We start from the raw sequence: 15,036 nt of genomic DNA on the forward strand, positions 1-15,036 counted from the left end.
TCGATTGCTGAAGATGTTTCACCACCAGAGTAAAACAAGCGCAAGTACGCGGGTATTGCCACAATCAAAATAGCGATAGCCAGGATAACCATCCACGACACTCGCCTTTTGGCCGTAGTTGGGGGTGGCCGGTAAATAAAGCCTTCAAAATGAGCTGCGAAATTATCAGAATTAAGTTCATACAGTTCAGTAATAACTCGCCATCTTGCATCCGACATCGCCCCAATAGAATTACCAGATTGCATCATTAAGGGCTTTAATTTGATCCGCTTCGAATGCGAGCTGTTCAAGACTTTTGTATGGAGCATAGCGTGTTTGCGTCAACGAAATTGCTTCATCTAAGTGCAATAGTGCATAGCGCCATCCTCGCAAACTCGCTTGATAAAACCGAGCAACGACGTCGGGGGAAGTATCTAATAACTGCTCGGAGGTAAAAAGCACATCACCATACACATTAAGGCCATACCGTTTTGGACAAACGGTACGATAATCTATACCCCGCTGGCTCAAAATATAGGGCTCGTTAGTAACATACACTTGCATCGCATCAATTTCGTTATCTAGCCACGCCTGTAAGTTTGTTTTGCTAGTGTGCGAGATCACCTTTACTTCAACATTACGATGGTCGAGCAAACTCATAAGCTCAGCGTTCTCGCCTTTACTTAAAATACTAATACGCTGGCCATTAAAGTCTTCTGGGGCATAGATTGACGAGTCTTTGCGTACCAACCAACAGTAAGGTGAGGATTGCAATAAAGCAGCAAGTGCCACTAAAGGCTGACCTTGGAGTCGCTGTTTAATAATGCCGGAATGGGTTATGCCAAAATCAGCTTTACCGCTGAGGACTTTGGACATGGTGTCGGTGTCACTCGGTGTGGCAGGTATGATATTCACGGCCAGACCAACGTCTTGATAATAACCAAGCTCTTTGGCTACGTAGTATCCCGCGAATTGAAATTGATGTTGCCACTTAAGCTGCAAGGTCACCGCAGTCGACTCGTTTGCACAAATCGCCTGCGATATCCAAAACAGTATTGAGGCCACACATGTTGAAAGAGCTGCCCGCCTGCTCACATGTCTTCCTTGAATTAATTGACTACTCCACTATATGCAAGCTTCCCTCATTTTGCCAGTTTCAACCCGAGTATCACCAGCTTGTCCATGTGCCAAAAATTGTTGGTAACAAGGATTCGCTGTTTCATCAATATATTGATATCCAAGCCGCTCCAGATGTTGACTAAATGCCGGCTCATCTTCTGCTGACACCTCAAAGGCTGCAAGCACATTTCCGGTTGCTGCACCGTGATTGCGATAGTGAAATAAACTAATATTCCATTTGCTTCCTAAGGTGTCCAAAAAGCGCGCTAAAGCGCCTGGATACTCGGGAAATTCGAAACGAAGTAATCGCTCTTGAAGCTGTTCACTCGGTTTACCGCCAACCATATAGCGCACGTGCAACTTAGCAAGCTCGTTATCTGACATGTCAACATACTCGTAGCCTTGCTGATCCAGCTCTGCGAGTAATTCTGTTAATTCGCTCGCTCCCTGACGTAGGCCAATACCAACAAAAATCTGAGCCTCACCTGGACCTGCATATCGGTAGTTGAATTCAGTAATAGCGCGACCACCCAAAGACTGGCAAAAACGCTTAAAGCTACCTTTCTCTTCTTTGATTGTCACCGCTAACAAGGCTTCATTTTTTTCACCGAGCGCAGTGCGCTCAGCAACATGACGCAAACGATCAAAATTAAGGTTGGCTCCTGACAATACAGCAGCCAAGTTTAGGCCCTTTTCGCCAGTTTGCTGCACCCACTTTTTCAAACCTGCTAGTGACAAGGCTCCCGAAGGCTCAGCCACCGCTCGGGTACTAATGAAGATGTCCTGCACAGCGGCACAGATTTCATCGCCACTGACCGTAATGACATCATCACAAAACTGCTGAGCTAGACGGAATGTTTCGGTGCCGATAATTTTCACGGCCACGCCATCGGCAAAGCTGCCTACACGCTCAAGTTCTACAGGCTTCCCTGCAGCAATCGCCGCTTGTAAGCATGCACTTTCCTCAGCTTCAACACCGATTACACGAATATCAGGGCGCAATGATTTAATATACACCGCCATACCGGCCAGCAATCCGCCGCCCCCAACGGGCACGAAAACAACATCCAACTCAGGCAATTGCTGCATTAATTCACGAGCGATGGTACCTTGGCCAACAATCACATCGGGGTCATCAAACGGTGGCACAAAGACAGCGTTTTGCTGCTCTGCCAACGTCAATGCATGCTCTTTTGCAGCATCAAAATGATGGCCATGCAGCACCACTTCCCCACCAAAATTACGTACCGCATCGACTTTAATTTGTGGCGTAGTAAGCGGCATAACAATGGTTGCTTGATGACCTAGCTCGGTTGCGCTCAAAGCAACGCCTTGAGCATGATTCCCAGCAGATGCGGTTATCACTTTTGAGCCTGTTGGCAGCTTGCTTAACTTGTTATAGGCGCCGCGTAATTTAAACGAATAGACCGGTTGTTGGTCTTCTCGTTTGAGCCAGATTTTTGAGCCAAGTTTAGCTTCCAAAGACGTTAGTTCACTGACTTCAGTGACCTTAACCAATGGCTCCATATTGGCTTGGATGATGGCCCGAAAATAATCAAGTTCGGTTGCTGCCATCAGCTTAATTCCTCTAGCTTTTGTAAGTCGCGCACTGCGCCTTTGTCCGCACTGGTAGCAAGTAGTGCATAAGCCTTAAGAGCAGGTGTCACTACGCGTTCACGATTTAGTGGTTTAAATGCAAATTTGCCTCGTGCTTGTTGCAACTCTTCACGTAGCGCAAGTTGCTCAGCGCTAAGTGATAAGTTAATACCACGATTAGGAATATCAATGATGATTTCATCACCGTCTTCAACAAGTGCAATCGCACCACCACTTGCTGCTTCCGGGGATACGTGACCGATTGATAGGCCTGATGTGCCTCCCGAGAATCGGCCGTCCGTGATCAAGGCACACTCTTTATCCAATGCCATAGACTTCAAGTAACTCGTTGGATAAAGCATCTCCTGCATGCCCGGTCCACCTTTAGGTCCTTCGTAGCGAATGATCACTACGTCCCCTTTTTGTACTTTACCTTCCAAAATGCCATCTACCGCATCATCTTGGGATTCGTATACTCGTGCAGTACCTTTGAACACCAACATGTCTTCAGATACGCCTGCACTTTTTACGATACAACCATTTGGTGCAAGGTTGCCATAGAGCACGGCAAGTCCGCCGTCTTGACTGAAGGCATGTTCAACGCTGCGAATACAACCTTGCTCACGGTCTAAATCAAGTTCAGGCCAGCGATAATCTTGGCTCATCGCTTTGGTTGTGCGAATCCCTGCGGGGCCAGCACGATAAAACTTCTGGGCATCGGCATTTTCAGGGTCCATCGCGTCATAACGAGCGATAACCTCACCAAGATTCTCGCCAGCCACGTGACCAACCGACAAATCGAGTTTATCGGCTTTTGCTAATTCATTTAGTATGGCCATAATGCCACCTGCACGATGCACATCTTCAATGTGATACTGCTGCGTAGCTGGCGCCACTTTGCATAGGAATGGCGTACTGCGAGACAGACGATCGATATCCTCCATATCAAAATCTACACCTGCTTCTTGGGCTGCTGCTAACAAATGCAAAACGGTGTTAGACGAGCCACCCATGGCAATATCAAGCGTCATTGAGTTCATGAATGCCGCTTGGTTGGCAATATTGCGAGGCAATACAGATTCGTCGTCTTCGCCATAGAATCGATTACATAAATCAACAATGCGTTGACCCGCTTCAACGTACAATTGCATCCGATCTTTATGGGTCGCAAGCGTGGTACCGTTACCTGGCAGCGCTAGGCCAAGCGCTTCTAACAAGCAATTCATTGAGTTCGCAGTAAACATACCTGAGCACGAACCACATGTTGGACACGCTGAGCGCTCAACCTGCTCTGAGTCTTCGTCACTGACTGTTGGGTCAGCGCCTTTAACCATGGCGTCAACTAAATCGAGTTTAATATCAATTTCTGCTAAGCGAGTTTTACCTGCTTCCATTGGACCACCCGATACAAAGATAACGGGGATGTTCAAACGCAATGCAGCCAGCATCATTCCTGGAGTAATTTTGTCGCAGTTCGAGATACACACCATCGCGTCTGCGCAGTGCGCGTTTACCATGTATTCTACCGAGTCAGCAATCAAATCTCGTGACGGCAGTGAGTAAAGCATGCCTCCATGCCCCATGGCGATACCATCATCGATGGCAATGGTGTTGAATTCTCGAGGCACACCACCCGCATCGCGAATAGTTTGTGCCATTAAGTCGCTCAATTGATTGAGATGCACATGCCCCGGTACAAATTGCGTATAGGAATTAACTACAGCGATAATTGGCTTTTTGAAATCGCTGTCTGTCATACCCGTTGCTCGCCAAAGTGCTCTCGCACCCGCTCGTTTACGTCCTTCAGTTGTTGTTGCACTACGTAGTTTAGCCATGTTTACCTCGATAATTTTGCGAACACCAATGTGTGTCGACTTTCCTCATTCCCAAAAAAAAGATGGCAGCGTCCATGCGCTGCCTTCACTATTAGTCGTTTACGTACTCTAACCAGCCACGCGTGTCTTCACTTTGGCCTTTAACCAAGTCAAAATACGCTTTTTGTAGCTCTTCAGTGATAGGTCCTCGCTCACCTTTCCCTACTTTAATTTGGTCGACGCTGCGTACCGGAACAACTTCAGCGGCGGTTCCCGTCATAAAAAATTCATCAGCCAGATAAAGTGCTTCGCGCGCGATAGGCTCTTCGCGTACTTCATAGCCACGCTCTTTAGCAAGAGTCATGATGGTGTCTCGCGTTAAACCAGGCAAGATACACGCTGTAGTTGGTGGTGTGAAAAGTACACCATTTTTGATAACAAAAAGGTTTTCACCTGCACCTTCGCTCAAATAGCCGTTGGTATCTAAGGCAATACCTTCCACATAACCATTGCGTTTCGCTTCACCTGAAATCAATTGAGAAGATAAGTAGTTACCACCCGCTTTTGCCGCAGTTGGCATGGTATTAGGCGCTAAGCGATTCCAGGATGAAATACATACATCTACACCTTGAGCAAGACTGTCATCACCAAGGTATGCTCCCCATTCCATCGCTGCAACAGTAACGTCAGCTAAGTGTGACTTCGGGTTTAACCCTAAGCCAACATGCCCCAAAAATGCAAAAGGACGTAGATAAGCGTTAGTAAAGCCATTTTGCTTAACGGCTTCCTTACAGGCCTGATTCAATTCTTCCAATGTGTAAGGTATTTCCATGCGATAAATTTTCGCTGAATCGAACAAGCGCTTCATGTGGTCGGTAAGACGGAAAATAGCCGGACCGTTTGGCGTGTCGTATGCGCGAATTCCCTCAAAGACCGAGCTGCCATAATGTAATGCGTGGCTTAAAACGTGGGTCGTGGCTTGCTGATAAGGGATCATTTCGCCATTGTGCCAAATCAGTTCAGATGTTTGTGTCATGTTATAATTACCTTCTTTAAATCCGTGTTGCTGCGTAAGTAATAAGGGCGTATATACTGCCAATATTAGCTCGCTTGTTGTTGTAGTTGTTGCATAGTGACACTGTGCACATCTACCAGCTTATTCAGTTGTTGAGTTAAAAGATAGATAGGCTTATCACTATCTACCGTGATGTTGACCGCAAATTGGTCATTATCACTGGCCAATTCCAGTGCTGTTAATTTGAAGCCACGATGACGAGCAACGCGCAAAAAGCGCTCTACGGCAACGGTTTGATTCGCTAAGTTTAGAGTTAGACGGTGTTTCATAGTTGCTCCTAAGGCTGTTTTGGCGTAGTTACTTGCGTTAACATTTGGTCGTTCGCAGCACCAGGTGGAACCAACGGCCATACATTGTCTTTGTCATCAATGCACACATGCAAAAGGTACGGTCCTTTGCTATTGAGCATCGCCTCTAAGGCATCATCAACTTGTGCATGGTGAGTTATGCACTGGCCGTCAATACCAAATACTTTAGCGAGAGCGACAAAGTCCGGGTTATCTGACAAATTAGTTTCGCTATAACGCTCTTCAAAGAACAGCTGCTGCCATTGACGCACCATGCCCAAACGTTGGTTGTCGATAACCACAATTTTCACATCAAGATTGTTACGGCGGATGGTGGCAAGCTCTTGAATATTCATCATGATTGAACCATCACCAGAAACGGTTAACACCATGTCATCAGGGCGCGCAATTTTTGCGCCTATCGCTGCGGGTAGACCAAAGCCCATCGTGCCTGCACCACCACTGCTTAAATGATTACTGGGGTGGGAAAACTGCATGTGCTGTGCCACCCACATTTGGTGTTGGCCCACGTCACAACATACAACCGCATTATCATCCAATCGCTGCGACAGCTTATTTAATAACGCTGGCGCATAAACTGTGTCTCCAGGATAGTCGTAACGCCATGCATGGGTATGCTTAAGCGCACTGATATGATCCGTCCACTGCGGCTCACACACGAAACAATGTAATTGTGGTAGCGATACTTTTAAGTCTGATACCAGCGACGCCGCAGCAGGTTTTCGTTTGCCCACTTCTGCAGGGTCGATATCAAGATGAACGACCTTGGCTTTTGGTGCGAACTTTGTCAGATGGCCAGTAACACGGTCATCAAATCGCGCACCTATACACAACAACAAGTCGCATTCTTGCACCGCTAAATTAGCAGCTTCACCACCATGCATACCAAGCATACCTAAGTTTAAATCGTAGTCAGGTGTCACACTGCCCAACGCCTTAAGTGTTTGTACTGCGGGCATGTTGGTTTTATACAGAAACTGCATCAGCTGAGATTGTGCGTCAGCAGATTGCACCCCTCCACCGACATACGCGATTGGACGCTGGCATTCGCTAAGTAGTTGATTGGCAATATTGACTTGCTCTGGGCAGGGTTGCGGACTTTCATCACTTTCAGCCAACCAAGGATGATAGCTGGCGGGTGCCATTTGAATATCTTTTGGGATATCCACTAACACAGGGCCGGGACGACCACTTTGCGCTAAGTGAATCGCTTGCTGTAAAACCGGTGCCAGATTTTCGCTGCGCTCAACCATAAAGCTATGCTTTGTGCATGACAGCGACATTCCCAAAATGTCGATTTCTTGAAACGCATCTGAACCGATTGCAGCTGTAGGTACTTGTCCGGTGATAGCCAACAAGGGCACAGAGTCCATCATTGCATCCGCAAGGGCAGTGATTAAGTTTGTCGCACCAGGACCACTGGTCGCAAAACACACTCCAAGCTTGGCGCTACTGCGTGCATAGCCGACGGCTGCGAACCCTGCACCTTGTTCGTGTCGAGTGAGATAGTGTTTTAAATCAGAGTCGTACAGAGCATCGTAAATCGGCATTATGGCACCACCTGGGTAACCAAATACCTCCTTTACGCCTTCTCTGGCGAGTATCTCCACAACTAATTCTGCGCCGGTCATTGTTCCTCATTCCTCAATGTGTTGGCCCTAAAACGAAAAAGCCCCCCGAACTTTTCAGTGCGGGGCTTAATACGTGTTAACTTTCTTAACGCACTACGAAGCCCCCGCGGTAATAATAATCACCACGACGTTAATAATTAGGACTAGGCTTAGTAGGCTGTTTAACATGAATTTCTTCGTTATAAGTTAATCTAAAAATCTTTATAGACGGCTATACCGTCGCTCTTTTTCTATTAGTACCCCGACAGAGCCCTCAAGTCAACCACAAAAACAATGCAAAATATCATTACTTTCTGCCATTAAAAGCATAAATAAACCAATAAAAAATAACTATTGAAGATTTATTATCAGATACAGATATATTGCAAATAACTTAGTCTCTGTACGATTTGACTCTAGCTGATTAATTTTTAGTAATTAATTTGGTTCCAATAGGCAACTTAAAGGTTCTTCGTTACACTCAAGAAAATTTGTATCAGGATGACACGATGAAAAAAGTACTTTCCCTGTGGCTATGGTGCATCGTAGCGCTCGCCACCTTTCCCTCTTTAGCGAAAATCACCCCTGCACTTTGGCAGATTGAAAAACAAGGTGTGACTTCCTATTTACTGGGCACGATGCACGTAGGTGATGAGAGTATGGGTACGCTCCCTGACATCATACACAAAGCAATCGATAGCAGTGAGGCGATTGTTGTTGAAGTGAACCTCGAAGCTATTCCCGCACTGCAAATGCAACAGCGCTCCTTGCCATTTTTACGTTTGGAAAATGGCCGTACGCTCAATACAGAACTGAGCGAAAAGAACTACAAGCAGCTGGGAAGCTATTTCGCCGACAAAGGCATCAATATCGAATTATTCTCTGCACTAAAGCCCTGGGCTGTGCTCATGACAGTGATGCAAATCGAAATGCAAAATGCTGGATTTTTGGAGCAAAATGGTATCGATAAGCAGGTTATTCAAACTGCCAACAGCCTCAACAAACCAATAATTGAGCTAGAATCTTTAGAGCAGCAACTTGAGATGTTCAGTGCCTTTGAAGAATACTCAGACCTCATGGTGGCCGATACATTTAGACAACTTGAAGACTTTGACCGCTATTTTTTAGGTATCGCAAAGTCATGGAAAACGGGTGATATGGCAGCATTCACAGAAATTTACCAAGACACATTTGACGACTCTGAATTTGGCCAACTAAACGAACACGTTTTGCTCATCGAGCGTAATCAAAATTGGGTAAAAAAATTAGCGAGTCCATTAACAGAGAAATCGTTATTTATAGCTGTTGGTGCCCTGCATTTACCAGAGCAAAATGGGTTAATTGCGCTATTGAAAAAACAAGGTTTCAAAGTCACCCGAATCTAAGGGACTTCCCCCAATAGCTGCACTTCTTCAAGTGCAGCTTTGATATGATCAATCTCAATAGGCTTGTGAATAGCGATGTTTGCTCCCGCGCGCAGCCCTTGCTTAATGCGTAATTCATCCTGGCTCGCCGTCACCAATAAAATGGGAGTGTCACATTTGAGCTGTGAACGGATCCGTTTGGTTGCCTCTATGCCATCCATGTTGGGCATGTTTATATCCATAAAAATGCAGTCGTAATGCTGTTGCCTCACGAGGTTCAAGGCTTCTTGGCCATCTCTGGCGCTGTCCACTGAAAAATCAAACATTTCTATGATGTTGCGTAACACCATCTGGTTGATGTCATTGTCATCCACAATCAATGCTTTTAGCTCCCGACTATGCCCATATTTTGATGTAGCACTTTCAAAATTGGCGTTAACCGCAGGCCAAACCAACTGCACTAATGTACCATTTTTAAGATGTTCAAAATGCAATTGCCCTTGCGCTAAACGCGTGATTGCAAACGCTAAAGACAGCCCTAACTTCACCCCTTTGAAGTCATGTACTTTCTGATTGTCGTAATGCAATGAGTTGCGCTGTGCAGCCTCAAGATCACGAGTATCAATACCATCGCCAAAATCTCTGACATCGACGCAAATGCATTCATCGATAGGATGATAGTGCGCTTCAATTATGACCTCCTTTTGTGTGTGTATCAGCGCATTGGTAATTACCTGATTTAAAACTTGAATTAGGCGCACATGATCCGTTGTTATTCGAACCCGATCGATATCGTCACAATGAAGCTTAATACGATGCGCAAAGTATGAATTTAGTCGGTGCGGGGCCAACGTTGATTTTATGGTCGTGTTTAGCGTTTGTGTAGATTTACCCAGTAGAAAGCGCCCTGATTTAAGTTGTTGCATATCCAACATTTCTTGCACAATAGAGCGCAAATTCTGTGTGCAATGAGTGATCACCTCAATATCGTGAGACGCCACTTTTGCGGGCGCTTTGAGAAGCCCCAAGATGCCGTTGATTGGCGTGAATAATTCATGACTGACGTTCGCTAGGAAATCATCTTTTACTCGACTGGCTCGTACAGCAATTCGCCTTTGCTCCCGCAGCTTTGACAGCATCTTAGAGACACGATGCGACAACGGTTTGAAGATTAAAAACCATTCACTCCAAATCGTTAACATCACGATTAGAATTAGCAGCGGCAATACACGCTGCAGGTATAACACCTTCTCTTGCGAACGTTGCTCTAATGCACTGACGACTAAATTCAACTCTTGCAACAAACTTGCAAGTGAACGCCCGGAAAATTGGGATAAATCCTCACCTGATAGCGCATTTTCTGCATACGCTCGGACACGTTTGTCCAGCGCACTGTTGTGTGCAAGCAACGGGCTCACTTCTGGATGCTTGACCATATCGCTGGCGAGCAGAAACTCATGATTCTCGATGAGCTTGTCTACTGCTACATTCAGTTGCACTTCTTCAAATGGTGTGGGAGCGTAACTAAGAAGTTGTCGATGCAGAGCAATTTTTTGTGACAGCATTCTCTGCATACCTGCAATATTTATAACTTTAGCATCACTTTCTTGCATTTTAGAGACATGAATTACATATCCGACAGATAACGAAATTGTCAGCAATAACACAGAAGCGGCCCACAAATAACGTTTTCTTAAATGATTTGTCAGATGGTACATTCCCTATTCTCATGCGCTTAGCTATCTACTAAGCGTTGCACAAAAAATCAGATTGTAAAATTTGTCCTCGAGTTATCGTTGACAGCATGGGGGCTAAAGTGTTTGAATAAAAAAGCACCCTATTCAGTCAGCCATCTAAACGGCTGCAAGGGCTAGAAGAGGTGCGTCATTCAGGTAGTTATGATGAGGAGAGCAAACTCCATTGATTCATAACGAGGGGAATGTACGCCGAGAGGTGAGGTAATTTGCTTAACACTCCCTCGGGCGCTCGGGTTGAATCCCAGCGACTGTCACCAATAGCAGGTAACGCTGCTATGAATTTGGTGGAGAGCTTCTGGTCTTAGAGTAACAGGCCATTAGGCCTCGTTATTTATAAGCCCATTCGCTCTTCGAATTTAACCTGTTCGAAATGGCGAATGCGGGATCACTTCTCCCCATACTCCAAGTCGAACTCGCACTAAGTTCGGATGAGATGACAACTACTCACTCGTTAACAGACACAGTTTTGTGGACTGCGCTGATCACGCCTATGCATGATGATGGCAGCATCGACTTTGACAGCCTAACTCGGCTCGCTCAACAGCAAGCTGCAGCTGGTAATGGCCTTTTAATCTTAGGCTCAACCGGTGAAGCATTGGCGTTGGACCTAGAAGACCAGCAGGCCATTGTTTCGCATATCTGTTCGTTGGCACTGAATACTCCCATCATGGTGGGAGTTGGTGGCTTTAATCTTGAAGCGCAATGCCAATGGATAGAATTTTGTAATACCCAAGCCATCGATGCCTATTTGCTAGGCGCGCCGCTGTATGCAAAGCCAGGCCCCAAAGGGCAACAGCAGTGGTTTCAAGCACTTCTTGACGCTAGCCGTGTGCCTTGCATGCTTTACAATGTTCCTGGTCGCGCAGGCGTTAGCCTGTCGGCTCAGGCTTTAGCTCAGCTGCAATCACACCCAAATTGTTGGGCACTCAAAGAAGCCAGTGGCGACATCAATTGCTTTGAACAATACCGTGTGGCCGCACCTGAGCTGGCTATTTACAGCGGCGACGACGCGCTTATCCCTTACTACGCGCAAGCCGGCGCAGCGGGCCTAGTGTCTGTTGCGGCCAATGTGTGGCCCGAGGCAACACAGCAATTTGTGCGTTTGAGTCTTCAAGGCCAAAGCCACAACGCTTTTATCCATTGGCGAGGCGCTGTTGCAGCCCTGTTTCATGTGAGCAATCCAATTCCAAGCAAGTGCTTGCTGCACGCACTTGGTCAAATTTCATCGCCAATCTTACGCGCTCCACTTACTCATACGGAAGTAGATGATCTACAACCACTTTTAAGCGCACACGACACAATTATTTCTTGGCATTCAACACAGGTTTAAAAATTTCCCATGAGCTGGTTAGAACTACTTAACAACTTAGAAACAGGCGCTGTTCGCGCAGCATCACAAGACGAAAATGGCCAATGGCATGCAAATGTTGAAGTAAAACAAGGCATTCTTGAAGCATTTAAAAATGGCGCTAACACTGAATTTCCAGGTGGCTTTGTTGATAAAGATAACCTTGCCCCTCGCGGTTTTAGTGCACAAGATAACGTGCGTATGGTACCAGGTGGTACATCAGTGCGTCGCGGTGCACACGTTGCGTCAGGCACTATCATCATGCCACCAGCATACGTAAACATTGGTGCCTTCGTTGATACTGGCACTATGGTTGATAGCCACGTGCTTGTAGGCTCATGCGCGCAAGTAGGTAAAAATGTTCACCTTAGCGCAGCGGTACAACTCGGTGGTGTACTTGAGCCTATTGGTGCTAACCCAGTGGTGGTTGAAGACGACGCGTTCATCGGCGCGGGTTGTATCATCGTTGAAGGCGTGGTGGTTAAAAAAGGTGCGGTACTAGCACCAGGCGTACGTTTGAGTGCAACGATCCCTGTTTATGACTGTGTGAATGAGCGCCAATTAGACAAGGGCGAGCCCATTCCTGAGTACGCAATTGTGATCCCTGGTTCACGCCCAAGCTCAAGCGCATGGGGCCGTGAGCAAGGACTTTCGATGAGCTGCGCACTTATCGTCAAATACCGTGACGAGCAAAGTGACGCATCTTTGGAACTCGAAGAGGTATTACGCTAATGCCCATTGCGAGTACCACGGCGCAACACCTTAACACGGTTGCTCAAGAGCAATTTGAACCTTGTTTTGTCTATGACTTGGATTTCTTACGCGACCATCTCAGCACCTTAATGGACCAAGATGTCGTTAAGTTATGGTATGCGGTAAAAGCAAACCCATTGTCAGCTATCGTTCGTACACTCGCCGAGACGGGTTTTCGTTTTGACGTGGCCAGTGAAGGTGAGTTGCAGCAAGTACTCGCACAAGAAGTTCCTGCATCACAGGTTCTTAACACAGGTCCGGCGAAATCACGCCGTCAGATCGACAAATTCATCGCTTTGGGCGTGCGCACTTTCGTCGCTGAAAGCTTGAATCAAGTACGTTGGCTAAATGAAGCTGCTCTTGCTCACGATGTACAACTTCAACTGTTGCTGCGCGTGCAATTACGCTGGCCTAAAGGTGAGAAGAATCCACTTGGCGGCGACTCCCTGACGCCATTTGGTCTGGATCCACAGCAATGGCGTGGGCTTTATTTAGCTGACTACCCTGCATTGCAATGCATTGGTGTACATATCTTCCAATGGGGCAACATGCTCAGCGCAGACAAACTGCTCTCATTGTGGCAGCAAATGCTGCCACCGTTAAAAGCGCTCAGTGAACAACTCGGATTCGCGATGCAAGTGCTTGATTTAGGTGGCGGTCTGGGTGTTCCCTATGATGACCAAAGCACACCTTTGGCGTGGCAAGACGTGCTTCATGCACTGGCACAAATCAAGCGCGAAAGCGGTGTGCAAGAATTGTGGATGGAGCTAGGTCGCTATGCGGTTGCTGAATGCGGCTACTACCTCAATCCAGTCGTCGAGCAAAAGGAAAACTATGGTGAGCATCAATTAATCGTCAGCGGGGGGATTAATCATATATTACGCCCCGCGGTTGCAGGCCAAGCGTTCCCATGCACCTTGTTGAGAGAAAGCCAAGCGCAACCTCGCCAGTTTACTATCCACGGCCCCTTGTGCACTGCGCTCGATAGCTTAGGCACGCATACCTTGGCGCAAGATGTGAATGAAACCGATTGGCTGGTGTTCTCGCAAACAGGCGCATACGGCTTCACTGAGAGCATGCCATTTTTCCTGTGCCACCCAATGGCTGCGGAATACATCATTGAAAATAACGCATTGCACTTATTGCGTGAAAGCGCGGCGCCAAACAGCTATTTGAGATAGGCAAAATGAACAAAATTGAGCAGCAGAATATTCAGGTTGGTGAAATTGCCAATGGCTTACCTCTGACCATTCCTGTATATCGCCTAAAAGGCGATGGCAGCGGCAAAAGTGTGTATATCCAAGCCAATATGCACGGCGCAGAAGTGCAAGGCAACGCAGTTATTTACCAATTATTAGAGCAATTGAAAGGCCTTGGGCTGCGCGGAGATATCACATTGGTACCATACGCAAACCCAATTGGTTGCAACCAAAAGTCTGGTGAATTCACGCTTGGACGTTTTGACCCCATTACAGGTGTCAATTGGAACCGCATGTATCACTACAATAGTGAGTTGATAAATCGATTCGCAGATCGCAGCCATACATTATCAGATGAGCAACTGACGACTGAATTCAAAGCAGCGCTGATTGACGATATTGAGCAAAAGCTCACTGGGCCTCAACACAGCCTATCTACAGGTAAACGTATCGCCCTAAATCTGCAACGCTTGGCGCATGAAGCCGATATCGTTTTGGATTTACATACAGGGCCTATTTCTGCGAAACATTTATATTGTGCGGAATACGCCCGAGAAAGTGCGAAGCATTTCAATATTGAACACGTGTTGCTAATTCCCAACGAGTTTGACGGAGCCATGGATGAAGCCTCCTTTTGTCCTTGGTGGCAACTGCACACTGAATTAAAGCAACAAGGGCGCACGTTTAGCATTCCTGTTGAGGCGTTCACAGTCGAGCTGGGCTCACAAGAACGTATCGACTTAACCGACGCATTGGAAGATGCCCAAAGTATATTGAGCTACTTAAATTACCAAGGCGTGTTCGTTGATGCGCCTTATCAGGCGAAAACCATGAAACGCCACGCTTGTATGCTTAAAGACTATGTCACTTATTATGCGCCAATGGGCGGCATGATTGAATACATGGCAGGTTTGGGAGAACACATAAAAGCAGGTGATGCTATTGCGAACGTGCTGCGAATGGAGCGCTACCTCAGTGAAAAACCGCTGCACACTCTTTATCTTGAGCAAGATGCTATCGCTATTTTGCACTTCGCATCAGCAAGTGTGAACCAAGGTACTGAACTCTATAAGTTCTTTACCAATACTTTCGATTTATAACCGATTGCGTGAGA

Annotated in this window: 12 protein-coding genes and 1 riboswitch; of the genes, 5 read left to right on the forward strand and 7 right to left on the reverse strand. The window is 46.6% G+C overall.

The window, feature by feature from the left end; all coding sequences use genetic code 11:
- Positions 1-231 precede the first annotated feature (231 nt).
- The 6 genes from ACH19P_RS00540 to ilvG form a co-directional block, all read right to left on the reverse strand.
- Positions 232-1,074: an ABC transporter substrate-binding protein gene (locus ACH19P_RS00540; RefSeq protein ID WP_462156607.1), complete on the reverse strand. Its 843-nt coding sequence runs from the start codon at positions 1,072-1,074 to the stop codon at positions 232-234.
- A 30-nt stretch (positions 1,075-1,104) separates the two neighbouring features.
- Complete coding sequence (ilvA, locus tag ACH19P_RS00545; protein WP_462156608.1) at positions 1,105-2,673, reverse strand: threonine ammonia-lyase, biosynthetic; 1,569 nt, start codon at positions 2,671-2,673, stop codon at positions 1,105-1,107.
- On the reverse strand, positions 2,673-4,529 hold the full coding sequence (gene ilvD, locus ACH19P_RS00550; protein ID WP_462156609.1) for a dihydroxy-acid dehydratase: 1,857 nt from the start codon (positions 4,527-4,529) through the stop codon (positions 2,673-2,675). The genes ilvA and ilvD overlap by 1 nt, the downstream gene beginning before the upstream one ends.
- Positions 4,530-4,620: 91 nt before the next feature.
- Entirely contained in the window at positions 4,621-5,544 is a 924-nt protein-coding gene (locus ACH19P_RS00555; RefSeq protein ID WP_462156610.1) for a branched-chain amino acid transaminase, read from the reverse strand.
- Positions 5,545-5,609: 65 nt separating this feature from the next.
- Positions 5,610-5,852, reverse strand: a complete 243-nt coding sequence (ilvM, locus tag ACH19P_RS00560) for an acetolactate synthase 2 small subunit (RefSeq protein WP_347390140.1) — start codon at positions 5,850-5,852, stop codon at positions 5,610-5,612.
- An 8-nt stretch (positions 5,853-5,860) separates the two neighbouring features.
- Positions 5,861-7,522, reverse strand: coding sequence for an acetolactate synthase 2 catalytic subunit (gene ilvG, locus ACH19P_RS00565; RefSeq protein ID WP_462156611.1), 1,662 nt, complete (start codon positions 7,520-7,522; stop codon positions 5,861-5,863).
- A gap of 488 nt (positions 7,523-8,010) precedes the next feature.
- Between ilvG and ACH19P_RS00570 the strand changes: the two genes are divergently transcribed.
- A complete protein-coding gene (locus ACH19P_RS00570) occupies positions 8,011-8,886 on the forward strand; it encodes a TraB/GumN family protein (RefSeq protein WP_462156612.1) in 876 nt (291 codons plus the stop codon).
- On the opposite strand, the gene ACH19P_RS00575 is transcribed toward ACH19P_RS00570, so the two are convergent.
- On the reverse strand, positions 8,883-10,583 hold the full coding sequence (locus ACH19P_RS00575) for a response regulator (protein ID WP_462156613.1): 1,701 nt from the start codon (positions 10,581-10,583) through the stop codon (positions 8,883-8,885). The genes ACH19P_RS00570 and ACH19P_RS00575 overlap by 4 nt on opposite strands.
- A gap of 148 nt (positions 10,584-10,731) precedes the next feature.
- A riboswitch (Lysine riboswitch) is annotated at positions 10,732-10,925 on the forward strand.
- 130 nt (positions 10,926-11,055) lie between these two features.
- On the opposite strand from ACH19P_RS00575, the gene dapA reads away from it, so the two are divergent.
- From dapA to ACH19P_RS00595, 4 genes are read left to right on the forward strand one after another with little or no spacing between them, the layout of a single operon-like run.
- Complete coding sequence (gene dapA / locus ACH19P_RS00580) at positions 11,056-11,952, forward strand: 4-hydroxy-tetrahydrodipicolinate synthase (RefSeq protein ID WP_462156614.1); 897 nt, start codon at positions 11,056-11,058, stop codon at positions 11,950-11,952.
- A gap of 9 nt (positions 11,953-11,961) precedes the next feature.
- On the forward strand, positions 11,962-12,702 hold the full coding sequence (locus tag ACH19P_RS00585; protein WP_462156615.1) for a 2,3,4,5-tetrahydropyridine-2,6-dicarboxylate N-succinyltransferase: 741 nt from the start codon (positions 11,962-11,964) through the stop codon (positions 12,700-12,702).
- Positions 12,702-13,904: a PLP-dependent decarboxylase gene (locus tag ACH19P_RS00590; RefSeq protein WP_462156616.1), complete on the forward strand. Its 1,203-nt coding sequence runs from the start codon at positions 12,702-12,704 to the stop codon at positions 13,902-13,904. The genes ACH19P_RS00585 and ACH19P_RS00590 overlap by 1 nt, the downstream gene beginning before the upstream one ends.
- 5 nt (positions 13,905-13,909) lie before the next feature.
- Positions 13,910-15,022: a succinylglutamate desuccinylase/aspartoacylase family protein gene (locus ACH19P_RS00595; protein WP_462156617.1), complete on the forward strand. Its 1,113-nt coding sequence runs from the start codon at positions 13,910-13,912 to the stop codon at positions 15,020-15,022.
- The last annotated feature ends 14 nt before the right edge of the window (positions 15,023-15,036 follow it).

Source organism: Pseudoalteromonas sp. GB56, assembly GCF_054923835.1.

Excerpts from the sequence above, each read along its gene's own strand:
- ACH19P_RS00570 (WP_462156612.1), top strand. The coding sequence starts at position 8,011 with ATGAAAAAAGTACTTTCCCTGTGGCTATGGTGCATCGTAGCGCTCGCC.
- ACH19P_RS00555 (WP_462156610.1), bottom strand. The coding sequence starts at position 5,544 with ATGACACAAACATCTGAACTGATTTGGCACAATGGCGAAATGATCCCT.
- ilvM (WP_347390140.1), bottom strand. The coding sequence starts at position 5,852 with ATGAAACACCGTCTAACTCTAAACTTAGCGAATCAAACCGTTGCCGTA.
- dapA (WP_462156614.1), top strand. The coding sequence starts at position 11,056 with ATGACAACTACTCACTCGTTAACAGACACAGTTTTGTGGACTGCGCTG.
- ilvD (WP_462156609.1), bottom strand. The coding sequence starts at position 4,529 with ATGGCTAAACTACGTAGTGCAACAACAACTGAAGGACGTAAACGAGCG.
- ACH19P_RS00575 (WP_462156613.1), bottom strand. The coding sequence starts at position 10,583 with ATGTACCATCTGACAAATCATTTAAGAAAACGTTATTTGTGGGCCGCT.
- ACH19P_RS00585 (WP_462156615.1), top strand. The coding sequence starts at position 11,962 with ATGAGCTGGTTAGAACTACTTAACAACTTAGAAACAGGCGCTGTTCGC.
- ilvA (WP_462156608.1), bottom strand. The coding sequence starts at position 2,673 with ATGGCAGCAACCGAACTTGATTATTTTCGGGCCATCATCCAAGCCAAT.
- ACH19P_RS00590 (WP_462156616.1), top strand. The coding sequence starts at position 12,702 with ATGCCCATTGCGAGTACCACGGCGCAACACCTTAACACGGTTGCTCAA.
- ACH19P_RS00595 (WP_462156617.1), top strand. The coding sequence starts at position 13,910 with ATGAACAAAATTGAGCAGCAGAATATTCAGGTTGGTGAAATTGCCAAT.
- ilvG (WP_462156611.1), bottom strand. The coding sequence starts at position 7,522 with ATGACCGGCGCAGAATTAGTTGTGGAGATACTCGCCAGAGAAGGCGTA.